The following is a 25882-nucleotide window of genomic DNA, read 5'->3' on the forward strand; positions in this document are numbered from 1 at the left end:
GTGCCCGTGTCGCTGCCACCCCTGGTAGAGCCAGCTGCTGAGCTCACCGTCGACGAGGTCCGTCGGTACTCCCGCCACCTGATCATCCCGGACGTCGGGATGGACGGGCAGAAGCGCCTGAAGAACGCCAAGGTGCTCGCGGTGGGTGCCGGCGGCCTCGGCTCGCCCGCCCTGATGTACCTGGCCGCGGCCGGCGTCGGCACGCTGGGCATCGTGGAGTTCGACGAGGTCGACGAGTCGAACCTGCAGCGCCAGATCATTCACAGCCAGGCGGACATCGGCCGTTCCAAGGCCGAATCCGCCCGTGACAGCGTGCTGGGCATCAACCCGTACGTCAACGTGGTCCTTCACGAAGAGCGGCTCGAAGCCGAGAACGTGATGGAGATCTTCAGCCAGTACGACCTCATCGTCGACGGCACGGACAACTTCGCCACGCGCTACCTCGTCAACGACGCCTGCGTACTGCTGAACAAGCCGTACGTGTGGGGTTCGATCTACCGCTTCGACGGCCAGGCCTCGGTCTTCTGGTCCGAGCACGGCCCGTGCTACCGCTGCCTCTACCCGGAGCCGCCCCCGCCGGGCATGGTCCCGAGCTGCTCCGAGGGCGGCGTACTGGGCGTGCTCTGCGCGTCCATCGGGTCCATCCAGGTCACCGAGGCCATCAAGGTCCTCACGGGCGTCGGGGAGCCGCTGGTCGGCCGTCTGATGATCTACGACGCCCTGGAGATGCAGTACCGCCAGGTCAAGGTCCGCAAGGACCCCGACTGCGCGGTCTGCGGTCCCAACGCGACCGTCACCGAGCTCATCGACTACGAGGCCTTCTGCGGCGTCGTGTCGGAGGAGGCCCAGGAGGCCGCGCTCGGTTCGACGATCACTCCGAAGCAGCTCAAGGAGTGGATCGACAACGGCGAGAACATCGAGATCATCGACGTCCGCGAGATCAACGAGTACGAGATCGTCTCGATCCCCGGTGCGAAGCTGATCCCCAAGGGCGAGTTCCTGATGGGCACCGCCCTGGCGGACCTGCCGCAGGACAAGCGCATCGTCCTGCACTGCAAGACGGGTGTCCGCAGTGCGGAAGTCCTCGCGGTCCTGAAGTCTGCGGGCTTCGCGGACGCGGTCCACGTCGGTGGCGGCGTCATCGGCTGGGTGCACCAGATCGAGCCCGAGAAGCCGGTCTACTGAGCAGTCGCCCCACCCGTGGGGCATCTTGAAGGGCCGTGTCCCGCTCCCTGCGAGCGGGACACGGCCCTTCGGCGTCCTCGGGACGGCTCAGAGAGCCGAGACCGCGGGCGAGGGGGACGCGGAGGTGGCGGGCGACGGCGTGCAGACGGTGTTCGCGCCGGGCACCTTCCCGTCCAGAAGGTAGGAGTTCACCGCCTGCTGCACGCACTTGTCGCCGCTGTTGTACGCCCCGTGGCCCTCGCCCTTGTAGGTCAGCTCCACGCCGACCCCCTTGCCGAGCCGCTCGACCATCTTGCGGGCGCCCTCGTACGGGGTCGCCGGGTCGCCGGTGTTGCCGATCACCAGGATCGGGGCCGAGCCGGGGGCGGAGACGTCCGGGGTGCTCCAGGCGCCGGCCACGGGCCAGTCGGTGCAGCTCATCATGGCCCAGCCGAGGAAGTCCCCGAAGACGGGCGAGGCGGCGCGGAACTCCGGCAGCTTCGCCTTCGTCTGGGCGAGGGTGGGCCGCTCCTTGGAGTCGGCGCAGTTGATCGCCGCGTTCGCGGCGCCGATGTTGCTGTACCGGCCCTGCTGGTCGCGCCCGTTGAGGGCGTCCGAGAGGGCGAGCAGCAGCTGGCCCTGCCCGCCGTCGGCCTCGTCGAGGCCCTGCTCCAGCAGCGGCCACAGCTCCTTGGAGTACAGGGACTGGGCGATGCCGTTGGTCGCGGCGGTCTCCGTCAGCATGCGGTCGCCGATACCGGCGATGGGCTTGGCCGCCAGCTTCTTCTGGAGCTCGATGACGTTCGCCTCGATCTCCTTGGCGGTGCTGCCCTGGAGCCGGCAGGCGTCCCCGCGGTTCACGCAGTCCTGGGCGAAGTTGCCGAGCGCGAGCTGGAAGCCCTTGGCCTGCCCGAGGGCCCCTTCCTCCGAGGTCTTGGTCGGGTCGACGACGGCGTCGAAGACGGCCCGGCCGACGTTCTTGGGGAAGAGGTGGGCGTAGACCCCGCCGAGCTCGGTGCCGTAGGAGATGCCGAAGTAGTTCAGCTTCTCGTCGCCGAGGGCCCGGCGGATCCGGTCCAGGTCGCGGGCGGCGTTCTCGGTGCCCACGTAGGGCAGCACCTTGCCGGAGTTCGCCTCGCACGCCTTCTGGTACTTGTCGATGCCGTCGAGGAAGACCTTCTCCTGCTCCGGGGTGGCGGGGGAGGAGTCGGAGGCGTAGTACGCGTCCAGCTGCTTGTCGTCCTCGCACTTCACGGGCGCGCTGCGGCCGACCCCGCGCGGGTCGAAGCTGACCAGGTCGTAGCGGTCGCGCAGGGCCGCGTACTCGCTCGCCGCCCCGGGCAGGGTGGTGATGCCGGAGCCGCCGGGCCCGCCGAAGTTGAAGACCAGGGACCCGATCCGCTTGTCCTTGTCGCGCGCCTTGGCCCGGATGAGCGCCAGCTCGATGGTCTCGCCCTCGGGCTTGGCGTAGTCGAGGGGCACCTCCAGGACGGCGCACTGCCAGTCCTTGCCGGGCACCTGCCCGCCGCCCTCGGCCGCGGTGGGGGCCTCGCAGTCCCCCCACTTCAGGGCCTTGGCCCCCTGGGCGGCGCCGTCCTTGCCCCGCTTCTCCTGGCCGCCGTCGGAACAGGCACTGGTGGCGAGCAGAGCGGCGGCGACGGCGGCGGAAGCGGCGACCCGCAGGGCGTGTGTCGGCATGTCCTCATCCTGTGCGTGCGCCGCCACTTGCGCCCCCGCGCTGACCCATCCGGGTCAGCGCGGGGGCGCGGGGAGCCGTCCGTCAGTGCGCCGCCGTGGCGGCGGGGATGTCGACGCGGGCGGCCCGGCGGGCCGGCCAGAGCGAGGCGAGCAGGGCGCCGGCCATGGCCAGCAGGACACCGAGGGCGAGCCGTCCCCAGGGGATGACCAGGGCGTATCCGGCGACGCTCTCCTGGAGGGTGCGGCCCATGGCCCAGCCCATGAAGACACCCGTGACCGTGCCGACGACCGCGCCGAGGGCGCCGACGAGCAGGGCCTCCGTGCGGATCATCCGGGTCACTCCGGCGCGGTCCAGGCCGATGGCGCGCAGCGTGCCGATCTCCTTGCGGCGTTCGAGTACGGACATCGCGAGGGTGTTGGCGATGCCCAGGGCGGCGATCACCAGGGCCATGCTGAGCAGGGCGTAGAAGATGTTGAGCTGGTCGCCGATGCCGCTGGTGTCCTCGGCCCGGATGCCCTCCTTGTCGAGGACCGACAGGGCGGGGTTGTCGCCGAGGGCCTTGACGACGCTCGCGAGCTGGGCCCGGCCGGGTCCGCCGGCGGTGGCCACGACGATCGCGTCGGTGTGCGGGGCGGCGTCGTACCGGGAGACCAGGGAGTCGGGTGCGGTGATGCTGGGCAGTACCTTGCTCTGTTCCTCCGCCCGGTAGATCGCGCCGACGGTGACCTCGCCCTGCTTGTCCTGCCGCTTCACCGTGAGCTTCTGGCCGACCTTCCAGCCGTTGGCCCTGGCCTTGTAGTCGGCGATCGCGATCTTTCCCTGGCCCAGGCTGTCGAGGGAGCCCTCGGTGACCTCGTAGCGCAGGAGGCGGCCGATGGCGGCGGGGTCGACGCCGGTCAGGACGGAGCGGACGCCCTCGATCCGGTACTCGGTGGACTGGTTGAGCGGGCTGTAGGTGGCGCCGGTCAGCTTCTTGAGGGGCTCCGCGGTGGCGGGGGTCATCCGCTGCCCGCCCGAGGGGGCCTGCACCAGATAGTCGGCGGTGAGGTCGCGGGTGGTCGCGCCGTCGAGGTACTGGGTGGCGGAGGCGCCGAGTACGGACAGGCCCGAGGCGAGGGTGAGGGCGATGGCGAGCGCGGCGGCGGTGGCACCGGTACGGCGCGGGTCGCGCACGGTGTTGCGGGCGGCGAGGTCCCCGTGCACCGGGCTCAGGCGGATCAGCAGCGGCCGGAGCAGGGCGACGAACGGCCGGGACAGCAGCGGGATGAGGGTGATCGTCCCGGCCATGGCGAGGGCGGCGCCGAGGCCGATGACGGTCCGGGCGTCCTTCGAGTCCGAATCCGCGGCGAGGGCTCCGTACATCACGGCGGCGGTGCCGGTGAACACCAGCGCGGCGCCGATGCCGGTGCGCAGGGACCCGGTCCGCGCGGGCGCCGGGGGCTCGGCCGCGCCGAGTGCGGCGACGGGCGGGATGGCCATGGCACGGCGGATCGGGACCCACGCGGCGATCACCGGCAGGGCGGTGCCGACCACCAGCGCGATGATCACGGTGGCGGGGAGGAGGACCAGCGGGGCGGCCGGGCTGTCGGCGGGGGCGAAGAGCGTCTGGAGCAGGGCGGCGACCCCGGTGCCGGCCACGATGCCGGCCACGGAGGCGATCAGGCCGACGAGGACGGACTCGGCCAGCAGGATGCGCCGCACCTGCTTGCGGGAGGCGCCGACGGCGCGCATCAGGGCCAGTTCCCTGGTGCGCCGGGAGATCAGCATGGTGAAGGTGTTGGAGATGAGGAAGGTGGCCACGAACAGGGCGACCGCCGCGAAGCCCACCATGATCTGGCTCATGGTGTCGCTGTCGCTGGAGACGCGGTTCGCCTGGAGTCGGGCGAGGAAGGCGCCGGTGACCACGGTGGTGTCCGTGGGGGCGGCGGCCTTGACCCGGGCGAGGAGCTGCGTGGGGTCGGTGCCGGGTGCGGCGGTGATTTCGACGGTCGTGCACCGGCCGGGCTCCAGGAACAGCCGCTGGGCGGTGGCGTCGTCGAACAGCACGAGGCTGCCGCCGGGGGTGAGCTTGGAGGCGTCGGTCCGGAAGATGCCGCTGAGCCGGTAGGACTCGGCTCCGGTGCCCGTGCCGACGCGGACGCTGTCACCGATGCGGTAGCCGCCCTTGGCGGCGCTCGCCTCGTCGAGGGCGATCGTGTGGCCGTCCGCCGGGCCGGAACCTTCGCTGAACCGGTAGGCGGGGTCCGTTCCGTCCTTGGTCGGGGCGAAGTTGCCGCCCTTGCGCCAGTCGGCGCTGCCCAGCAGCCGGCCCTCGCGGTCGGCGACGGCCGCGAAGCCGTCGACGCGGCCCGCGGCGGCGGCGACTCCGGGGACCTCGGCAAGGGTGGCCGCGGTGCGGGCGTCGAGGGTGGCCGGGGGGCCGCCCGGGTGGGCGTTGGCCGAAAGGTTGAGGGAGATGCGGTCGTAGCCTGCGCTCGCCCGGTCGGCGGTGGCCTGCTTCGTGCTGTCGCCGTAGACGAGGCTGCCGGTGACGAAGGTGACCCCGAGCATGACCGCGAAGACGGTCATCAGCAGGCGGGCCTTGTGCGCGAGGACGTTGCGCAGGGCGGTACGGAACATGGGATGCGGATCCTGGGGGGCGGGCCCGGGGAAGCGGGCGGGCGGCTGGTGCGGTGCGGGAAGGCCGACGGGTCAGCTCGTGCGGGAGCGGGCGTCGAAGGCCTTCATCCGGTCCAGGACCCGGTCCGCGGTGGGCCGCGTCATCTCGTCGACCAGGCGGCCGTCGGAGAGGAAGACCACGCGGTCGGCGTAGCCGGCGGCGACGGGGTCGTGGGTGACCATGACCACGGTCTGGCCCAGCTCGCGCACCGAATCGCGCAGGAAGCCGAGCACCTCGGCCCCGGCGCGGGAGTCGAGGTTTCCGGTGGGCTCGTCGCCGAAGACGATCGCGGGCCGGGAGACCAGGGCCCGGGCCACGGCGACGCGCTGCTGCTGCCCGCCGGACAGCTGGCCGGGGCGGTGTCCGAGGCGGTCGCAGAGGCCGGTCATCGAGACCACGTGGTCCAGCCACTGCCGGTCGGGCTTCCGGCCGGCGACGGTGAGCGGGAGGGTGATGTTCTCCAGTGCGGTCAGAGTCGGCAGCAGGTTGAACGCCTGGAAGATGAAGCCGACGCGGTCGCGGCGCAGCCGGGTGAGCTGCTCGTCGCCCAGCGCGCCCAGTTCCGTGGTGCCGATCCGGACGGAGCCGGAGCTGAAGGAGTCGAGCCCGGCGGCGCAGTGCATCAGGGTGGACTTGCCGCAGCCGGAGGGGCCCATGATCGCGGTGAACTCGCCCTCGCGGAAGGAGATGCTGACGTCGTCCAGGGCCACGACGCGGGTGTCCGCGCTGCCGTAGACCTTCGACAGGCCGGTGGTGGCGGCCGCGATGCCGGTCGGCGCGTGCAGCGTGTTCGGGGCAAGGGGGGCGGCGGTCACGGGGGACTCCTCTACGGGTGCGGACGGTGCACTCCGAAGGGTGTCCGGGGAACGTATCGGGGCCCCGGGGCGCCTCGTATCGGCGGTCGCTCCGGTTCGTATCGGTTGTGTAGGGGTTCCATGGGGCCGGTCGTTCAGTGCGGCAGGCGCAGCGTGGCGACGGCTCCTCCGTCCGGGGCGTTGGTGAAGCGGAGCTCGGCGCCGAGGAGCCGGGCCTGGCCCAGGGCGATGGTCAGGCCCAGGCCGTGGCCCGAGCCGCGCTCGGCGGCGCCCGTCTGGAATCGGCGGGGGCCGTCGCGCAGCAGGTGCTCGGGGAAGCCGGGGCCGTGGTCGCGCACGACGACGGTGCGGCCGTCGACGACGACCTCCACCGGGGTGCGCCCGTGCCGGTGGGCGTTGATGACGAGGTTGCCGACGATCCGTTCGAGACGGCGCGGGTCGGTCTCCACCGTCTCCGGCGTGCGCGCGGACTCGGGCGCGGCGCCGGTGACGGTGACCTCCGTGTCGAAGCCGGTGCGCTCCACGGCCTCCCGTACGACCGCGTCGAGCGGCACCCGGGCGCGGACCGGCTGTTCGGCTCCGGCGTCCAGCCGGGAGATCTCCAGCAGGTCCTCGACCAGGCCGCGCAGATCGCGCACCCGGGCCCGGAGCAGGTCCTCCGTCTCACCGGCGGGCAGCAGGTCGGCGGTCGCCAGCAGACCGCCGACGGGGGTGCGCAGTTCGTGGGCCACGTCCGCGGTGAACCGGCGCTCGTCGTGGAGCCGTCGGCTGAGGGTGTCGGCCATGAGGTCGACGGTGGCGGCGATGTCGGACACCTCGTCGCGGCCCCTGGTGGGTCCGGTACGGGCGTCCAGGTCCCCGGTGGAGATCCGGACCGCGGTCTGCGAGACCCGCCGCAGCCGCCGGGCGAGCACCCCGGCTCCGTAGGCCGCCAGGGGTGTGGTGACCGCGAGGGCGATGAGCGAGGCCAACGCCATGGTCCGGTCGAGCCGGTACAGCTCGCGGAACTCCGCGGTGATCGCGATCTGGACGCCGAGCACTGGGCTGCCCGGCCCGGCGGTGCGCTGGGCTCCCCAGACGGTCGGGTCCATGCTCCCGGGGAGGGTGCCGCCGTAGGACACGTGCGGTCCGTCGTCGGTCGGGTTCTGCAGCGCGTACGGGAGCTCGGCCGGATCGAGCTCGGCGCCGCTGGCGAGGGTCCCGGTGCGCCGGTAGACGTCCGTGGCGGAGATCACGGCGTCGTGGGCCCGCCGTTCGGCCCGGTGCCGGATGTCGTGGGCGGTCCATGCGTGGACCAGCAGGCCCACCACCACTGCGACCAGGCAGGCGGCGGCCGCCGCCAGCGCGGCGATCTTCCAGCGCAGGGTCACCCGGGGCGGTCGCGGCCGATCGGACGGGGGCACCTGACTCAGCGCCTGAGCTTGTAGCCGAAGCCGCGGACCGTCTCGATCCGGTCCCGGCCGAGCTTGCCGCGCAGCCGTTGCACGCACAGGTCCACGACCCGGCTGTCGCCGTCCCAGCCGTAGTCCCAGACGTTGCGCAGCAGGGTGTGCCGCTCCAGGACGACGCCGGGGTGCGCGGCGAACTCCAGCAGCAGCTTCAGTTCGGTCGGGGTCAGTGCCACCGGGCTGCCGTCGACGGACACGTCCAGGCCGCCGGTGTGGATGGTCAGGTCCCCGAAGGTCAGCAGCTCCCCCTCGGAGGGCGCCGGTTCCGGCCCGTCGCCCGCGGTGCGTCCGGCCGCCGGGGCGGGCGCGTAGGTCGCGCGCCGGAGCAGTGAACGGATGCGTGCCACCAGCACGTTGGTGTCCACGGGTTTGACCACGTAGTCGTCGGCCCCGGCCTCCAGGCCGGCGACGATGTCCAGCCCGTCGCCGCGGGCCGACATCATCAGGACGGGCACCAGGCTGCTCTCCCGGACCCGGCGGCACAGGCCGATCCCGTCCAGGCCGGGCAGCATCACGTCCAGGATCAGGACGTCGAAGGTGCCCTCGCGGAAGGATTCGAGGCCGGTGAGGCCGTCGGCGGCGGCCTTCACCCGGTAGCCGTAGCGCTCCAGGGCGACGGTGAAGGACCGGCGCATCAGGTCGTCGTCCTCCACCAGCAGCACGTGGACCGGAGCGGGGGAGGACACGGGCGGATGACTCCTGTTCGGCGTACGGCGACCTGAGGGGAACGATATGGCAGCGGTGAGCGCGGCCCGGCCCGCCACGGCCCGGCATTCCGATCGGATGGCTGGTCAAGCGCTTCCCGATACCCGCCCGATACAAAGGGCGGGCAATTCCTACGGCTGCGACAGGATCTGCTTCGCAGCGTTACGGCCCGTGGCGACGCAGGCGGCGACGCCGACGCCCTCGTAGGCCGCGCCGCACAGGGCGAGCCCGGGGAGCTTGGCGGCGGCCTCGCGGATCCGCTCGACGCGCTCGCGGTGGCCCACCCCGTACTGGGGCAGGCCGCGGTCCCAGCGGGTGACGCGGGCGGCCAAGGGTTCGCCCATCGGGCCCACCGCGTGGTGGAGCTCGGCGATGGCCGAGCGGATCAGGTGGCGGTCGGGGCGGCCGAGGAGGGCGTCCTCGCCGAAGCGGCCGATGGAGGCGCGCAGGACGAAGGTCTCGGGGGCCGCGTCGCGCAGCCAGGACCACTTGTTGGAGAGGAAGGACGCGGCTTTGAGGACGTGGCCGTCGACCGGCGGGACCAGGAAGCCGTTGCCCTCGGGGAGGAAATGGGCCTGGGCGCGGGAGAAGGCCATGGTGATGACGGCCGTCGACGCGTGCGGGATCGAGGAGAGCTCGTCCTCGGCCATGGGCGAGTGGGGGCGCAGCAGTTCGGCCGCCGCGAAGGCGGGCAGGGCGAGGATCACCGCGTCCGCCTCCATGGTCAGCGCGCCGTCGCCGGTCATCGCCTGGACGCGCCACCGGTCGCCCGCCACGCGCTGGAGCGAGCGGGCCGTCGTGCCGGTGAGGATGCGGGCTCCGCAGGATTCCGCGACCGCGGCCGGGAAGCGTCCGGTGCCGCCGACGACCCCCTGGACGGCCACGGCCGCCGAGCGCGGGGCGCCCGCGGCGCGCATCCGGCGCAGGGCGGGCAGGAGGGGGGTGCCCTGTTCCGCGAGGGCCGCGATCCGCGGCATGGCGGCGCGCAGCGAGAGCCGGTCGGCGAGGCCCGCGTAGACCCCGCCCAGCATGGGTTCGATGAGGCGGTCGACGGCCTCCTGGCCGAAGCGGTCGGCCAGGTACGCGCTGACCGAGCAGTCCTCGGTCAGCGCGGTGGCGGGGAGGGTCTCCTCGGCGGCGACGCGGGTGACGCCCTCGGGGGAGAGGAGGCCGGTGCCGATCAGCGCGGCGGGGTCGGTCGGGACGCCCATCACGTGCCCGGCGGGCAGGGGGCGCAGTGCGCCGTTGGTCCAGATGGTGGTGGGGGCCTTCGCCGGGTCGCACAGGGCGCCGCCGAGTCCGACGGCGGCGGCCAGTTCCACGGCCTCCGGCCGCAGGGCCATCAGCGACTCCGCACCCTCGTCGACGGTGATTCCGGCGATGGTGCCCGTACGGAGCTTCCCGCCGACCTTGGCGTTGCTCTCCAGAACGGTCACGTCCGCCTGGCCGCGCAACTGCCACGCGGCGGCCAGACCGCTGATTCCGCCACCGATGACGATCACTGAACGCATTGTGTTCTCCCGTGGCCCCGAGGCCGATATGTTCCCATATGAAACATATGAGAACCCAGTGGTCAGCGCCTCATGCTTTCGGCCAAAGCCCTGAGGTCCTCCTGATAGGGGAAGCTCCCCGGTTCGTACGCGCAGTACGGGTCGGCTTCCAGCACGTCGCGCGTGAAGCCGTACGCCCGCGAGCGCGACCCCCCGCACACCGCCTTGAACTCGCACGCCCCGCACTTCCCGCGCAGCAGCGAGGGGTCGCGGAGCTTGGTGAACAGCGCCGAGCCCCGGTAGATCTCGGTCAGTGGATGGTTCTTCACGTTGCCCGCCGAGACCGGCAGGAACCCGCTGGGGTGCACGTCGCCGGTGTGCGAGATGAAGACGAATCCGCGGCCCGAGGAGACGTCCATCGGCGGGCGGCGCACCGCCCGCTGCTCGCCCGCGAAGACCCCCAGCTCGCGGGCGCGGGCGGTGAGGCGCTCGTAGAGCTCCCCCAGGACCGGCCGCTCGCCGCGCGCGTCGAGGACGGTGCGCTGGAGCGCGACCCGGCGGAAGTGGTGGCCCTCCGTGGTCTTGGTGGCCATCACCGCCCCGCAGTCGTACAGGAAGTGCAGTACGTCCTCGATCTCCGCGGCGGTGAGCGGGTCCAGCTGCTCGCCGCGCCCGGTCGGGACCAGGATGAACCCCGACCAGAGCATCGCGCGCTCGCGCTTGACGAGGGCCGCGATGTCGGCGAGGTCCGCGAGGCTGTCGCGGGTGACCGTGGTGTTGATCTGGACCTTGAGCCCGAGCTCCCGCGCGGTGCGCCAGCCGTCCAGCGTCCAGTCGTACACCCCGGGCACGCCGCGGAAGGCGTCGTGCCGCTCGGCCGTCGAGCCGTCCAGCGAGAGCGAGAGCGCGATGGCGCCCGCCTCCCGCACGGCTACGAGGTTCTCCCGGGTCAGCGTCGGCGTACCGGACGGGGACACCGCGACCCGCAGGCCGAGCGAGGTCCCGTACGCCACCAGGTCGGTGAGGTCGGCGCGCTGGAAGGGGTCCCCGCCGGTGATGACGAAGAGCGGGCTGGGCTTGCCGAAGGCGGCGATCTGGTCCATCACCCGGCGGGCGGCGGAGCCGTCGAGCTCCTCGGGATGGCGGGCGGTCTGCGCCTCGGCCCGGCAGTGCAGGCAGGCCAGCGGGCAGGCCCGGGTGGCCTCCCAGATCACGATGAAGGGCCGGTCGGAGACGTCGTGCCGGGGCCGGCGGACCACCGTCCTCGTCGGGGGCCGGTTCACGAGACGCGCTCCCAGCCGCGCTTGGTGCGGCGGTTGGCGAGCAGCTTCGGGTCCCGCTTGCGGTAGACCACGTAGGGCCGGAAGAGGTACTTCAGCGGCACCGAGAACATGTGCACCAGCCGCGAGTACGGGATCAGCGCGAACAGCGTGAAGCCGAACAGGATGTGGATCTTGAAGGCGAGGGGGGCGCCCGCCATCAGGTGGTAGTCCGGGGTGAAGGTGAACAGGCTGCGGAACCACAGCGAGATGCCGTCGCGGTAGTTGTAGTCGTTGGTCATCCCGGTGGAGTTCAGAGCCGTCGCCGTCATGCCCAGGACCATCGCGCCGAGCAGGAAGGTGTACATCAGGTGGTCGCTGCGCAGCGTGGCCTTGCGCACCGCCGGCACCTTGAAGCGCCGGTAGACCAGGATGCCGATGCCCACGGCGGCCGCGACACCCGCGAGCGTGCCGGTGGAGACCGCCATCAGGTGGTACGCGTGGTCGCTCAGGCCCACCGCGTCGGTCCAGCTCTTGGGGACCAGCAGGCCGACGACGTGGCCGACGACCACGAAGAGCATGCCGAAGTGGAAGAGCGGCGAGCCGATGCGCAGCAGCCGCGACTCGTGCAGCTGCGAGGAGTGGGTGGTCCAGCCGAACTTGTCGAACCGGGCCCGCCAGACCGTGCCCGCGATGAGCAGGGCGATCGAGACGTACGGGAGTACGCCCCACAGGAGGAGGTCCATCAGGCGGGCATCCTTTCGGGGGTGGTGGGCCACGGAAGGTCGGTGGGGGCCGAGGACGGGCCCCTCTGATTCACTGCAGCCGCGGGCATGTCGATGCCGGGCCCGAACGGCTCCAGGGGCGAGCCCGCGCCGACCAGTTCCTGCGGCGGCCCGTTCTTCGCCAGCGCCTTCGCCTCGGCCTTGGTCTCGGGGGAGGGGCCGGGCAGCGTCGCGCAGACGGCCTCCAGCACCTGGGCGTACGGGGATCCCGCCTCGACGAGCGCGAGCCGCAGTAGTTCCAGCCCGGCCCGGTGCTCCTGCAGCAGCTCGGTGCCCGCCTCCTCCTCGCGGGCGGCGAACTCCAGGGCCACCGGCAGGAAGTCGGGCAGCTCCGCAGCTGCGAACTCCAGCCCGAAGTCCCGGTAGATCCGCTTCAGCCGGACCAGGGACAGCCCGCGCCGACGGGTGTCGCCGTCCACCCACCAGGTGAGATAGAGGCAGCGCCGGTTGCGGGTGTCGAAGGTCGAGGTGTACTGCGCGCACAGCTCGATCGGGGTCTGCTCCTCGGCCTCGTCGAGGAACGCGCCGAGCAGTCGGGCCGGTTCGGCGGGCGCCCCGGTGAGGGCCGCACGGAGCCGGGGGAGTTCATCGTGGAAGTGGTCGCCGGGGTACTGCAGCACGCAGCCCGCGACCAGCCGTACCAGCGCATCCCCGGTGCTCGGATATCCGGTCACGAACTCCTCCTGGTGGGACTGAGGTTGAGCATCACCCGGGGTTCGCGGACCTCGCCGACCGGGCAGCCCGGCTCGATGTCCAGCGGGTGGGATTCGGAGAGCGCCTCGGCGTCGGCGCGGGCGGCGCTCGGGATCACGAAGCGGTCCTCGAGCTTGGCGATCGCCAGCAGGCGGAACATGTCCTCCATCTCCTGCCCGGACAGCCCGACGGCCCTCGCGATCGACTCGTCCTTCTCCTCGCCGAGGTTGATCCGGCGCATGTGGGCGCGCATCGCGGCCATCCGGCGCAGCACCGCCTCCACCGGCTGGGTGTCGCCGGCCGTGAGGATCGCGGCGAGGTACTCGACGGGGATGCGCAGGGCGTCGATGGCTCCGAAGAGGTTGCCGGCGTCCTCGCCGTCGCTGCCGGTGGCGGCGACCGCCTCGACCACGGGGGAGAGCGGGGGCACGTACCAGACCATCGGCATCGTGCGGTATTCCGGGTGGAGCGGGAGGGCCACCTGGTAGGTGGCGATCAGGTCGTAGACCGGGGACCTGCGCGCCGCGTCGAGCCACTCGTCGGTGATGCCGGCCGCGCGGGCGGCGGCGATCACGGCCGGGTCGTCCGGGTCGAGGAAGCACTCGACCTGCGCGGGGTAGAGGTCGTGCTCGTCCTCGACGGAGGCGGCCTCGGCGACCTTGTCGGCGTCGTAGAGCATCACGCCGAGGTAGCGCATCCGGCCGACGCAGGTCTCCGAGCACACGGTGGGCATGCCGACCTCGATGCGCGGGAAGCAGAAGGTGCACTTCTCGGCCTTGCCGGTCTGATGGTTGAAGTACACCTTCTTGTACGGGCATCCGCTCACGCACATGCGCCAGCCGCGGCACTGGTCCTGGTCGACCAGGACGATGCCGTCCTCCTCGCGCTTGTACATCGCGCCCGAGGGGCAGGAGGAGACGCACGCCGGGTTGAGGCAGTGCTCGCAGATGCGGGGGAGGTAGAACATGAAGCTCTGCTCGAACTCGAAGCGGATCTTCTCGCCGACCTCGTCGCGGATCTTCTCGACGATCGGGTCCTTCGGCGCGTGCGTGGGGGCGCCGCCGAGGTTGTCGTCCCAGTTCGGACCCCACTCGATCTTGTCGATCGGCTCGCCGGTGATCTGCGAGACGGGCCGGGCGGTGGGCATGTCGTCGCCCGCCGGGGCCTCGGTGAGGTTCTTGTACTCGTAGGTCCACGGCTGGTAGTAGTCGTCGATCTCCGGGAGGTCCGGGTTCGCGAAGATCTTGCCCAGCTTGGCGAGCCGGCCGCCGGCGCGAAGCCGCAGCTTTCCGGAGCGGGTGCGCTCCCAGCCGCCCTTCCACTTCTCCTGGTCCTCCCAGCGGCGCGGGTAGCCCTGGCCGGGGAGGGTCTCGACGTTGTTGAACCAGACGTACTCGGTGCCCTGCCGGTTGGTCCACGCCTGCTTGCAGGTGACCGAGCAGGTGTGGCAGCCGATGCACTTGTCGAGGTTCATGACCATCGCGACCTGTGCCATGACCTTCATATTTCTAGAACTCCACCTTCTGGTCGCGGCGGCGGATGACCGTCACCTCGTCGCGCTGGTTGCCGGTCGGGCCGAGGTAGTTGAAGGCCCAGGTCAGCTGGGCGTATCCGCCGATGAGGTGGGTGGGCTTGAGCATCACCCGGGTCAGCGAGTTGTGGATGCCGCCGCGGCGGCCGGTCTTCTCGGTCTTGGGGACGCCGACCGTGCGCTCCTGCGCGTGGTTCATGTAGACCGTGCCGGGCGGCATCTTGTGGGAGACGATCGCGCGGGCGGTGACCACGCCGTTGCGGTTGACCGCCTCGATCCAGTCGTTGTCCGCGACGCCGATGGCGTCGGCGTCCTGCGGGGAAATCCACACCATCTGGCCGCCGCGGCCCAGCGTCATCATGTAGAGGTTGTCCTGGTACTGGCTGTGGATCGCCCACTTGTTGTGCGGGGTCAGGTACCGCACCGCCACCGACTTCGTCTTCTCGTCGACCGTGCCGAGCTCGGGCTCCCCGTACAGGGTGTGCATGTTCAGCGGCGGCTTGTAGACGGGCAGGGACTCCCCGACCTCGTGCAGCCAGTCGTGGTCGATGAAGAAGTGCTGGCGGCCGGTGAGGGTGTGCCAGGGCTTGAGGTGCTCGGTGTTGATCGTGAAGGCCGTGTACCGGCGCCCGCCGGACTCGGAGCCCGACCACTCGGGCGAGGTGATCACCGGGACCGGGCGGGCCTGGGTGTCGGCGAAGGTGATCCGCTTGCCCTCGGCCTCGGCGGCCAGGTGGGCCATCGGGGTGCCGACCTTCTTCTCCAGGGTCTCGAAACCCTGGGTGGCGAGGCGGCCGTTGCTGGTGCCGGAGAGGGAGAGGATCGCCTCGCAGGCCTGCTGGGCGGTCTCCAGGCGCGGGCGGCCGTCGGCGACCCCGCCGCGGACCGTGCCGTTCTTCGCGCCGAGGTAGGCGACCTCCTCGGCCACGTCGAAGGTGACCGCCTTCGTGGTCACGCCCAGCTCGTCGACGAGCGGGCCCAGCGCGGCGAACTTCTCGCCGACCGCACCGTAGTCGCGCTCGACGACCTGCAGGTTGTACATGGTCCGGCCGGGTACGGGCTCGCACTCGCCCTTCGACCAGTCCAGCGCGACCCCGCCGGGCTGGGCCATTTCGCCGCCCGGGGTGTCGTGCTGGAGCGCGGTGGCGACCAGGTCCTTGCGGACGCCCAGGTGGGTGCCGGCGAGCTCGCCGAAGCGCTCGGCCAGGGCCAGATACGCGTCGTAGTCCGAGCGGGCCTGCCACGGCGGGTCCACGGCCGGGCTGAAGGCGTGCAGGAAGGGGTGCATGTCCGTCGAGGACAGATCGTGCTTCTCGTACCAGGTGGCCGCGGGGAAGACCACGTCGGACAGGAGCGTCGTGGACGTCATCCGGAAGTCCATGGACATGAGCAGGTCGAGCTTGCCCTCCACGTCCTCCTCCCGGTACGTCACGTCCTTCGGCGTGCAACGCGGCCCGTCCTCAGGGAGGTTGGAGTGCGTGCCGAGGAGGTGCTTGAGGAAGTACTCGTTGCCCTTGGAGCTGGAGCCCAGCAGGTTGGCCCGCCATACATTGAGCACGCGCGGCCAGTTGTGCGGGGCGTCCGGGTCCTCCCCGGCGAAGCCCAGCTCACCGCTCTTGAGCTGCCGCACCGTCTCCGCGATCGGGTCCTGGGCCTGCGCCAGCTCCAGCGGGTTGCGGTCGAAGGTCGGGTACGAGGGCATCCAGCCCATCCGGGTGCTCGCCGCCAGACAGTCCGAGCCCGTCATCCCCTCGAAGGCACCGCTGGCCAGCGGGGAGGCGAGGGCCTCGGCCGGCAGGGTGTCGTAGCGCCACTGGTCGGTGTGCAGGTAGAACCAGGCCGCGCCGATCATCTGGCGCGGCGGGCGCGACCAGTCGGAGGCGGCAGCGAGGGTGGCCCAGCCGGTGACCGGGCGGCACTTCTCCTGACCCACGTAGTGGCCCCAGCCGCCGCCGTTGCGGCCCTGGCAGCCGGTGAGGGTGAGCAGGGCGAGGAAGGCGCGGTAGATGGTCTCCGAGTGGAACCAGTGGTTCGTGCCCGCGCCCATCAGGATCATGCAGCGGCCCTGCGACTGCTCCGCGGTCTCGGCGAACTCCCGCGCCACGCGCGCCGCCTGGGCCGCCGGGACCGAGGTCAGCGACTCCTGCCAGCCGGGGGTGCCGGGCGCGGACGCGTCCTCGTACCCCGTCGGCCAGACGCCGGGCAGGCCCTCGCGGCCGACCCCGTACTGGGCCAGCATCAGGTCGAAGACGGTGGTGACGAGCCGGTCTCCGAGGCGCCGTACGGGCACACCGCGGCGGATCGTGCCGCGCTGCTCGCCGTTCGCGTCCACGCCCCGCTCGTCGTCCTCGAAGCGGGGCAGGACGATCTCCACGCTGTCGTCGGCGGTGCCGTGGAGGGTCAGGCGCGGGACGGTGTCGCCGAGTTCGAGATTCCACTCCGGCGTCTCGTTCTTGCCCCAGCGGTGCCCGAGGGTGCCGTTCGGGACGACGACCTCGCCGGTCGTGTCGTCGATCAGCACGGTCTTCCACTGCGCGTTCTCGCCCGCGTCCAGACCATGCGTGTGGCCGAGATCGGCGGCGGTGACGAACTTTCCGGGAACCAGACCCTGTTCGGTCTCGGTGAGTGAAACCAGGAACGGCAGGTCGGTGTACTTCCGGACGTAATCGGCGAAGAAGGGGGTCTCCTTCTCGACGAAGAATTCCTTGAGGATGACATGGCCCATCGCAAGGGCCAGAGCGCCGTCCGTACCGGGGTGCGGGTGCATCCATTCGTCGGCGAATTTCGTGTTGTCGGCGAAATCCGGGGAGACGGTGACGACCTTCTGGCCGCGGTAGCGGGCCTCGGCCATCCAGTGGGCGTCCGGGGTGCGGGTGACGGGGACGTTGGAGCCCCACATCATCAGGTAGGCGGCGTCCCACCAGTCACCGGACTCCGGGACGTCCGTCTGGTCGCCGAAGACCTGCGGGGAGGCGACCGGGAGGTCGGCGTACCAGTCGTAGAAGGACAGCATCGGCGCGCCGATGAGCGAGTGGAAACGGGCACCGGCCGCGTGCGAGGCCATCGACATCGCCGGGATCGGCGAGAAGCCGGCGACCCGGTCCGGACCGTGCTCCTTGATGGTGTGCACGTGCGCGGCGGCGACGATCTCCGTCGCCTCCTCCCAGGTCGCGCGCACCAGCCCGCCCTTGCCGCGCGCCCGCTGGTACGTGCGCCGTCGCTCGGGATCGGCCTGGATGTCGGCCCAGGCCTCGACCGGATCGCCCAGCCGCTGCTTGGCCTCGCGGTACATCTCCAGGAGGGTGCCGCGGACGTAGGGGTAGCGCACCCGGGTGGGGGAGTAGGAGTACCAGGAGAACGAGGCTCCGCGCGGGCAGCCGCGCGGTTCGTACTCGGGGCTGTCCGGACCGACGGAGGGGTAGTCGGTGGACTGGGTCTCCCAGGTGATGATCCCGTCCTTGACGTACACCTTCCACCGGCAGGAGCCGGTGCAGTTCACGCCGTGGGTGGAGTACACGACCTTGTCGTGGCTCCAGCGGTCCCGGTAGAACGCCTCCGCGGCGCGGCCACCGGTCCTGTGGACGGTGCGAAGGTCGTCCGAGACCTCGCCGCGCGTGAAGAAACTGCCCGCCTTGATCAGAGATTCGGCGGCGTCCTGGTGTTCCTGACGTCCGTGGCGCTCGTGCAAGGCGACCCTCCAGGCCGGAAATAAAGGCGGTGCGAGGCCAGGACAAGATGGCCCAGACACGACGCTACGCCCGGTCCGGAGGCGAATTCGATGACAAAGGTCCCGGGCGGGCATGACCTAATTCCGGTCTTTCACAGGCCGACCGGATGTCACGCTGGATGAGGTCAACTCCGTTACGGGCCCGGAAAATTACGAGTCTCCGTACCAATTATCGAAATGCCGATCAGAGGAAGGACCCGGGAACGTGTCACCGAAGAAGGCCACCGCCTGGATACCCGACCAGCACGGGGCCTGGGCGATGCTGACGGTGCCCTTCCTCGCGGGTACCTTCCTGGCGCCCCGGCCGGGATGGGAGCACGCGGCGCTCCTCGCGGCCTGGCTCCTCGGCTACTGCGCCCTCTTCCACGCACAGCAGTGGCTGCGCCTGCGCAGGGTCGCCGCCCGGCGGCCGGCGGTGGCGCGGGGACACGTACGCCCCGCGCTCGTCCTCGGCGCGGCGTGCGCGGCGGCCGGCATCCCGCTCGCGGTGGCCCACCCCTGGCTGCTCCTGGCGGGCGCGGCGGCGGCTCCGTTCGTGGCGGTCACCACCTGGTACGCCCGGCGCAACCGGGAGCGGGCGCTGATCAACGGGCTGGTGGCGGTGGTCCCGGCCTGCGGGATGCTGCTGGTGGCCGCGCACCTGGGCGGGGCGGGACGGCCCTGGGCCCCGGCGGCGGCCTGCCTGCTGTACTTCGGGGGCACCGTCCCGTACGTGAAGACGATGATCCGCGAGCGGAACTCCCGTACGTACTACCGCGGATCGGTGGCCCACCACGCGGCGGCCCTCGCCCTGGCGGCGGTCTTCCTCTCCCCGTGGCTGGCGATCCCCTTCGGCGCCTACCTGGCCAGGGCGATCGCCCTCCCCGGTCGGGGCCTCAGGGCACCCGTGATCGGAGCCGTCGAAATCGCCTGCTCGGCCGCGCTCCTGACATCACTCCTGCTGGTCTTCCAGGCGAGCCTCAGATCGCCTCTTTGCGCGTCAGGAAGTTGAAGGAGATCCACCCCGGCAGCACCGGCAGCCAGAAGGTCATCAGCCGGAACAGCAGCACCGCGGAGATCGCCACCTGGTTCTCCAGCCCCGCCGCGATCAGCCCCAGCGTCAGCGTGGTCTCCACCGCGCCGATGCCGCCCGGAGTCGGCGCCGCCGAACCCAGCGCGTTGCCCGCGAGGAACACGACCGCGATGCTCGCGTAGCTGATGGCCTCGCCGCCGCCGAAGGCGCGGATCGACGCGTCCAGGCACATCACGAAGCAGCCGGTCAGCAGCAGCATCCCGCCGATGCCGGTGAGGAGCTTCTGCGGCCGCTGCAGGACGTCCAGCATGCGCGGCACCACGCCCGCGAACAGCGCCCGTACCCGGGTCGCCACGAACTTCCGCAGGAACGGCACCGCCGTGACCACCAGCACCAGCACGGCCACCGTCAGCAGACCGGCGATCACGGTCCTGGACGGGGTCATCTCCGGGGTCTTCTCGGTGCCCGTCAGATAGCCGAAGGACAGCAGCAGCAGGATGTGGCTGGCCAGCCCGAAGAGCTGCGAGGCGCCGACGCTGGCCACCGCCAGTCCGGGCCGGATGCCGGCCCGCTGGAGGAAGCGGGTGTTGAGCGCGACACCGCCCACCGCCGCCGGAGCCACCAGCTTCACGAAGGATCCGGCGACCTGCGCCAGTACGGTCCGCAGGAACGGCACCCGCTCCGGCACGAAGCCCAGCAGGCTCATGGCCGCCGCGAAGTACGTGAGGACCGAGAAGGCCATCGCGGCCCCGACCCAGCCCCAGCGCGCCTCGCTGACGATCGTTGCGAAGTTGACGTGCGCGAGCTGCGTGAGCAGGAAGTACGCGCCGAAGGCGCCCGCGATGAAGGACACCAGCGTGCGCGGCCGGATCCGTTCCAGCCGGGCCGGCTCCACCGGCGCCTGCGGGCGGATCAGCAGGACCTGCTGGCGGATCTGGCTCAGCAGGTCCTCCTCGCGGGCCCCGTCGAGCGCGTCGTCCAGCGCCTTCTTCTCGGCCTTGCGGTCGGCCGCCGAGCGCGCGGTCGGCGAAGCGGAGTCCGCCTCGCGCGCGGCCTTCGCCGCCCGGGAGGACTCCAGCACCGCCTCCCGCTCCCGGTCCGAACGCTCCCGCGCGAGCTTGCGCAGCGTGGCCCGGGTGGAGCGGCTCAGCGCGATCGGCTGGAGCAGCGGCAGGCAGTCCGCCACCGCGTCCGGACCCAGTACGGACACCGCCGAGGCGACCGAACGCTCGGCGCCGACCCGCAGGCCGAGGGTGGTGAGCAGCTGCGCGATGTCCATGCGGAGCACGAGGTCGCCGGCCGCGATCTCGCCGCCGCGCAGGTCGGTCAGGGTGATGGTGCCCGCGGGGCCGCCCGAACCCGAGCCGCCCGAACCCGTACTGCCGGAACGATCCACCACCAGGGCGTCCCCGGTCAGCCGCCGGTGCGCGATGCGCCGCGACTGCAGGGCCCGCACCTGTTCCCAGGCGTTGCGGCTCAGCTCGTCGGTGATCTCCTCGTCGGCCAGCGAGTCCAGGCTCCGGCCGCCGAGGTGTTCGTAGACGAGCATCACGGCGTCCGGGCCGAGCTCGGAGGTGGCGATGAGCTTGGGCGCGTTTGCCCCGGCGGCGATGGCCGCGTAGGCGAGCAGCGCCTCCTGCTCCAGGGCCTGGCGCAGCGACTGGAGACTGCGCCGGGTGGTGATGCCGCGCAGGGTCAGGCGCCGCCAGACCCGGTAGTAGAAGCCCTGGGCCTGCTGCTCCCGGTCCACGACGGTGACGTCCAGCGGCGGGCCGTCCTCCAGGGTGACGTGGTAGCGCCGCCCGCGGTCGCTGACCTCGGTGCTGTCGGGGCCCTCCAGGGACTCGGCGCGCATCGCGCTGACCGGCTGGAAGCCGACCCGGCGCAGGCCCGCGAGGAGGTTCTGCCCAGTGGGACGGACGTTCGGCGAGCCGACCGCGTACAGGGTTCCGTACGCGACGCTCCAGCCGATGAGCACTGTCAGGATGATCGAGAAGGGGGTGGTGTAGCCGCTGACCAGCATCGCGAAGGCGTCCAGCAGCAGGACCACCCACAGCGCGACCCGCCAGCGCGGCCGCCGGGTCATCCCGACGGCGGTCATGTACGCGATCACGGGCGCGAGGTAGCCGTGCACCGGATCGGTGAGGGCCCCGCCCGCCCCGGTGGGCCGGGTGAGGGCCTCCTGGATGGTGGAGGGGGCGCCCTGGGAGACCCACAGGTCGGTGGCGAGGGTGACTCCGTGCGCGAGGACCGCGGCGAGCACGCCGTCGGCGATGCGCAGCCCGTCGCGCTTGATCAGCCGCTCGATGGCGAAGGCCACCGGTACGAGGAGCACGGCGATGCTGGAGACCAGCCCGGCGACCTTGATCAGCACGTCCGGCGCCTGGCCGGTGCCGTTGCTGATGTCGGCTTCCAGGCCCGCGGTGGTGCCGTGGGCGAAGGCGGCGATGCCGAGTACCACGGCGATGCCGAGGACACCGACGAGGAGCCGTACGAGGTCGGACGGGCGGTGCACACGGGCGGCCAGCAGCGGCTCGTCGACCTCCACCTGGTCGGCGGCGGTCGGGGTGTGCCCGTGCGGGGCCTCGGAGTCCTCGGAGCGGCCCGGGGGGTCCGCGGGGTCGTCGGAGTGCCCCGTCGCACCGTCATCCGGAGGGCTCACACCCTGCTCCTTTTCCGTCACTTCCATCTCTTCTTGATCACGTATCACGCGTCACCGCCCGGAAGATGGTGGCACGGACCGGCGGCCGATCGGGGCATCAGGGTGCGAGCCGGTGCGGAACTCGAGCTTCCACCGCCTTGCCGGTCCCGTGCGGCACCATGGGCCGAATGAGCGAAGAGCTGCCCGCCTACGCGGAGCGGGTGCTGGAGGCGGCCGAGCGTATTCCGCCCGGCCGGGTGATGACCTACGGGGACGTCGCGGAGTGGCTCGGCGAGGGCGGACCCCGCCAAGTCGGCCGCGTCATGGCACTGTACGGCGGAGCCGTGCCCTGGTGGCGCGTGGTGCGGGCGGACGGACGCCCGCTGCCCGGCAGCGAACGGCGGGCACTGGAGAACTACCGCGCCGAGGCCACCCCGCTGCGCCTGACCGCGGACGGCGAACCGCGGCTGGACATGCGGCGGGCGCGCTGGGACGGGGGCGCCGGGCAGGACGAAGGTCACATCTGACAGCTTCGGCCATCCGCGGGCCGAACGGGCGGTCGAAGGAGCGTCCGAAGCCCCGTACGAGCCGTCCGCGGGACCGGAAGGCAGCCCCGACGGCAGTGGGGACGACGGTGCGGACGGCTGTCCCGGGGAAACTGCGCGGGCCGCGCGGGTTGCCGTAGCGTTGCCTCTTCGGCCTCGGCTTCGGCTGCGGCCGTCACCACGGCAGCGACCGCTGCGACGGCAGACCCACCAGGACCGGCACCCCACGTGAACACCTCTTCCTCCGACGGCCACCGCACCGAGCGGCGGCGTACGCGGACCCCGGACGCGTACCGCCTCGTGCGTACCGGGCCGGAACGGGTGGATCCTCCTGTGCTGGACGCAGCGCAGCGCGCGGTGGTTGAGCACACCGGCGGCCCGCTGCTGGTGCTGGCCGGACCGGGCACCGGAAAGACGACCACGCTGGTCGAGGCGGTCGCGGCCCGCGTCGAGGCCGGTACCGACCCCGCACGGATCCTGATCCTCACCTTCAGCCGCAAGGCGGCCGTGGAACTGCGGGACCGGACCGCCCTGCGGCTCGGCGGCGCGCGCGCTCCACAGGCCACCACCTTCCACTCCTTCTGCTACGGACTGGTCCGCGCCCACCAGGACACCGACCTGTTCGCGGACCCGCTGCGGCTGCTCTCCGGCCCGGAGCAGGACGTCATGGTCCGCACCCTCCTGGAGGGACAGCGCCGGCTGCGCCCAGGCGCGGCCATCCGCTGGCCGGACGACCTGCGGGCCGCGCTGACCACGCGCGGGTTCGCCGACGAGGTCCGCGCGGTCCTGGCCCGCGCGCGCGAGCTGGGCCTCGGCCCCACCGCCCTCGCCGACTTCGCGGCCCGCCTGGGCCGGCCGGACTGGCAGGCGGCGGCGGCCTTCCTCTCCGAGTACCTGGACGTCCTGGACCTCCAGGGCACCCTGGACTACGCGGAGCTCCTGCACCGCGCGGTGCTCCTGGCGGAGCGCACCCCGACGCTCTCCCTGGCGTACGACGCGATCTACGTGGACGAGTACCAGGACACCGACGCCTCGCAGCTGCGGCTGCTGCGCGTGCTGGCCGGGCCGGCGGGGCGACTGACCGCCTTCGGCGACCCCGACCAGTCGATCTACGCCTTCCGCGGCGCCGACATCAACAACATCCTCGACTTCGAGACCTCCTTCCCGGGCGCGCGTATCCACGCCCTGACGGTCTCCCGCCGCTCGCCGGCCGTGCTCCTGGCGGCCACCCGGCAGCTGACCACCCGCATGCCGGTGCCCCGCCTGCCCTCGGCGGCGGTACGGGCCCACCGCGCGCTCGCCTCCTCCCGGGACGGCGGCCGGGTCGAGGTCTTCACCTACCCCACGGCCGGCGCGGAACTGGACAACATCGCGGACATCCTGCGCCGGGCCCACCTGGAGGACGGCGTGCCCTGGCAGGACATGGCCGTCCTGGTCCGCGCGGGCGGCCGCACCCTGCCGCAGATGAGGCGCGCCCTGATCGCGGCGGGCGTCCCCGCGGAGACCGACGGCACGGACAGCCCCCTGCGCCACGAACCGGCCGTCACCCCGCTCCTGACGGCCCTGCGCACCCTGGCCCAGTCGGCCGTACCGCCTGCGGCGGAGCAGTCCCCGGCTGAGCCCGGCGCCGCGGACAAGGCCGCGTCCGAGTCCGAGGCCGTGCCCGGCCCCGCAGGGCGTGCCGCCGACGGCGGCAGTTCCGCCGCGGCCGGGACCGGGACCGGCTCCGCGGATGCGCCCGGGGTCGACCCCACCCCCGGTTCCACGGACGGCCAGGACACCGGCCAGGACACCGGCCAGGACCAGGCGGCCGGATGGGTCGGGGTCGAGGCGGCGCTCGTGCTGCTGACCTCGCCGCTCGGCGGGATGGACGCAGCCGATCTGCGGCGGCTCGGGCGCGCGCTGCGCGACGAGGAGCGGGCCGCCGGGATCCGGACGCCCGCGCCCTCCGACGTGCTGCTCGCCCGCGCCCTCGCGGAGCCGGAGCGGCTCGTCGCCCACGACCCCGCCTACGCCCGCGGAGCGCAACGCCTCGGCCTGCTCCTGCGCAAGGCCCGCGAGCTCCTCGCCGGCGGCGGCACCGCCGAAGAGGTCCTGTGGACCCTCTGGGACGGCACCCCCTGGCCGCAGCGCCTCGAACGCAACGCCCGCCGCGGCGGCTCCGCCGGCCGCAACGCCGACCGCGACCTCGACGCGATCTGCGCGCTCTTCGACACCGCCGCCCGCGCGGAGGAACGTACCGGCGGCGCCGGCGCGCTCAACTTCCTCGAACAGCTCGAAGCCGAGGACATCGCGGGCGACACCCTCACCCCCCGCGCCGTCCGCCGCGAGACCGTCCGCCTCATGACCGCCCACCGCTCCAAGGGCCTGGAGTGGGGACTCGTCGTCGTTGCGGGCGTCCAGGAAGGGCTCTGGCCGGACCTGCGCCGCCGCGGCTCCCTCCTCGAAGCCGACCGCATCGGACGCGACGGCCTCGCCGAACCCCTCACCCCCGGCGCGCTGCTCTCCGAGGAGCGCCGCCTCTTCTACGTCGCCGCCACCCGCGCCCGCCACCGCCTCGTCGTCACCGCCGTCAAGGCCCCGGCCGACGACGGGGACCAGCCCTCCCGGTTCCTGACCGAGCTCGGCGTCCCCGTCAAGGACGTCACCGGCCGCCCCCGCCGCCCCCTGGCCGTGCCCGCCCTCGTCGCCGAGCTGCGCGCCACCACCGTCGACCCCGAGGCCTCCGAGGCACTGCGCGAGGCCGCCGCCCGGCGCCTGGCCCGCCTCGCGGTGCTCACCGACGACGAGGACCGACCGCTCGTCCCGGCCGCGCACCCGCAGCGCTGGTGGGGCCTGTACGAGCCCACCCGCAGCAGCGTCCCGCTGCGCGACCGGGACCGGCCCGTAGCCCTGTCCGGCTCCGCCCTGGACCAGCTCGCCAACACCTGTTCCCTCCAGTGGTTCCTGGGCCGCGAGGTCAAGGCCGACGCCCCCTCCACCGCCGCCCAGGGCTTCGGCAACGTCGTCCACGTCCTCGCCGACGAGGTCGCCTCCGGGCGGACCCCCGCCGACCTCGCCGTCCTGATGGAACGCCTCGACTCCGTCTGGGACTCGCTCGCCTTCGACGCCCCCTGGAAGTCCCGCCAGGAGAAGGAGAACGCCCGCGCCGCCCTGGAACGCTTCCTGCGCTGGCACACCACCGACCGCGGGGGCCGGGAGTCGGTGGCCACCGAGCACGACTTCGACGTCACGCTCGAAGCGGGGGAGTACGCCGTCCGGATCCGCGGCTCCATGGACCGGGTGGAGGCGGACCCGCAGGGACGGGCGTACGTGGTCGACTTCAAGACCGGCAAGGGGGCGCCGACCAAGGACGAGGTCGCGCGCCACCCGCAGCTCGCCGTCTACCAGCTCGCCGTGCGCGAGGGCGCCGTGGACGAGGTCTTCGACGGCCTGCGCCCCGAACCGGGCGGGGCGGAGCTCGTGCAGCTGCGCCAGGGCGCGCCGAAGAAGGACGGCGGCGACCAGGTCCCGAAGATCCAGGCACAGGAGCCCCTGCACGGCGAATGGGTCGGCGACCTGCTCGCCACCGCCGCGGGCCGGGTCCTCGACGAACGCTTCGCCCCCGCCATCGGCAAGCACTGCGACCACTGCTCCTTCCGCAACTCGTGCAGCGCCCGGCCGGAGGGCCGCCAGACGGTCGAGTGAGGATCCCGTCCGGCTGGGAGTG

The 25882-nt window shown here is 72.4% G+C and carries 16 protein-coding genes; 4 read left to right on the forward strand and 12 right to left on the reverse strand.

Going from position 1 to position 25882, the window contains the following annotated elements:
* The first annotated feature begins 6 nt into the window (after nt 1-6).
* The gene (gene moeZ / locus AC3IYJ_RS25750) at nt 7-1185 is read left to right on the forward strand and encodes an adenylyltransferase/sulfurtransferase MoeZ (RefSeq protein WP_371617793.1); all 1179 of its coding nucleotides are present in this window, start codon (nt 7-9) and stop codon (nt 1183-1185) included.
* Nucleotides 1186-1272: 87 nt separating this feature from the next.
* Here moeZ and AC3IYJ_RS25755 read toward each other — a convergent pair whose 3' ends face one another.
* The 11 genes from AC3IYJ_RS25755 to AC3IYJ_RS25805 form a co-directional block, all read right to left on the reverse strand.
* Nucleotides 1273-2862 (reverse strand): alpha/beta hydrolase, encoded by a 1590-nt coding sequence (locus AC3IYJ_RS25755; RefSeq protein WP_489397112.1) that lies wholly within the window; start codon nt 2860-2862, stop codon nt 1273-1275.
* A gap of 82 nt (nt 2863-2944) precedes the next feature.
* Nucleotides 2945-5482 (reverse strand): ABC transporter permease, encoded by a 2538-nt coding sequence (locus AC3IYJ_RS25760; protein WP_489397113.1) that lies wholly within the window; start codon nt 5480-5482, stop codon nt 2945-2947.
* A 72-nt stretch (nt 5483-5554) separates the two neighbouring features.
* Entirely contained in the window at nt 5555-6337 is a 783-nt protein-coding gene (locus AC3IYJ_RS25765) for an ABC transporter ATP-binding protein (protein WP_489397114.1), read from the reverse strand.
* A gap of 134 nt (nt 6338-6471) precedes the next feature.
* Nucleotides 6472-7740 carry an ATP-binding protein gene (locus AC3IYJ_RS25770; protein ID WP_489397115.1) on the reverse strand — a complete coding sequence of 423 codons (1269 nt, stop codon included), beginning with the start codon at nt 7738-7740 and terminating at the stop codon, nt 6472-6474.
* A 5-nt stretch (nt 7741-7745) separates the two neighbouring features.
* Nucleotides 7746-8420: a two-component system response regulator CseB gene (gene cseB, locus AC3IYJ_RS25775; RefSeq protein ID WP_489402928.1), complete on the reverse strand. Its 675-nt coding sequence runs from the start codon at nt 8418-8420 to the stop codon at nt 7746-7748.
* A gap of 201 nt (nt 8421-8621) precedes the next feature.
* Complete coding sequence (gene hemG, locus AC3IYJ_RS25780; protein ID WP_489397116.1) at nt 8622-10001, reverse strand: protoporphyrinogen oxidase; 1380 nt, start codon at nt 9999-10001, stop codon at nt 8622-8624.
* 62 nt (nt 10002-10063) lie between these two features.
* Entirely contained in the window at nt 10064-11263 is a 1200-nt protein-coding gene (locus tag AC3IYJ_RS25785) for a TIGR04053 family radical SAM/SPASM domain-containing protein (protein WP_489397117.1), read from the reverse strand.
* Nucleotides 11260-11985, reverse strand: coding sequence for a respiratory nitrate reductase subunit gamma (gene narI, locus AC3IYJ_RS25790; RefSeq protein ID WP_489397118.1), 726 nt, complete (start codon nt 11983-11985; stop codon nt 11260-11262). The genes AC3IYJ_RS25785 and narI overlap by 4 nt, the downstream gene beginning before the upstream one ends.
* Nucleotides 11985-12698: a nitrate reductase molybdenum cofactor assembly chaperone gene (gene narJ / locus AC3IYJ_RS25795; protein WP_489397119.1), complete on the reverse strand. Its 714-nt coding sequence runs from the start codon at nt 12696-12698 to the stop codon at nt 11985-11987. The genes narI and narJ overlap by 1 nt, the downstream gene beginning before the upstream one ends.
* Entirely contained in the window at nt 12695-14221 is a 1527-nt protein-coding gene (gene narH / locus AC3IYJ_RS25800) for a nitrate reductase subunit beta (RefSeq protein WP_489397120.1), read from the reverse strand. Before narH ends, narJ begins: the two co-directional genes overlap by 4 nt.
* A gap of 4 nt (nt 14222-14225) precedes the next feature.
* A complete protein-coding gene (locus AC3IYJ_RS25805; protein ID WP_489397121.1) occupies nt 14226-17936 on the reverse strand; it encodes a nitrate reductase subunit alpha in 3711 nt (1236 codons plus the stop codon).
* A 244-nt stretch (nt 17937-18180) separates the two neighbouring features.
* Here AC3IYJ_RS25805 and AC3IYJ_RS25810 point away from each other — a divergent pair, with 244 nt between their 5' ends.
* Nucleotides 18181-18966: a YwiC-like family protein gene (locus AC3IYJ_RS25810; protein WP_489397122.1), complete on the forward strand. Its 786-nt coding sequence runs from the start codon at nt 18181-18183 to the stop codon at nt 18964-18966.
* Here the strand turns inward: AC3IYJ_RS25810 and AC3IYJ_RS25815 are convergent.
* A complete protein-coding gene (locus tag AC3IYJ_RS25815; RefSeq protein ID WP_489397123.1) occupies nt 18935-21676 on the reverse strand; it encodes a lysylphosphatidylglycerol synthase transmembrane domain-containing protein in 2742 nt (913 codons plus the stop codon). The genes AC3IYJ_RS25810 and AC3IYJ_RS25815 overlap by 32 nt on opposite strands.
* A 131-nt stretch (nt 21677-21807) precedes the next feature.
* Between AC3IYJ_RS25815 and AC3IYJ_RS25820 the strand changes: the two genes are divergently transcribed.
* Both AC3IYJ_RS25820 and AC3IYJ_RS25825 read left to right on the forward strand, forming a co-directional pair.
* Nucleotides 21808-22155, forward strand: a complete 348-nt coding sequence (locus tag AC3IYJ_RS25820) for an MGMT family protein (RefSeq protein ID WP_489397124.1) — start codon at nt 21808-21810, stop codon at nt 22153-22155.
* A gap of 246 nt (nt 22156-22401) precedes the next feature.
* The gene (locus AC3IYJ_RS25825; protein ID WP_489397125.1) at nt 22402-25860 is read left to right on the forward strand and encodes an ATP-dependent helicase; all 3459 of its coding nucleotides are present in this window, start codon (nt 22402-22404) and stop codon (nt 25858-25860) included.
* Nucleotides 25861-25882 lie beyond the last annotated feature (22 nt).

Source organism: Streptomyces sp. GL_140 (assembly GCF_057834465.1).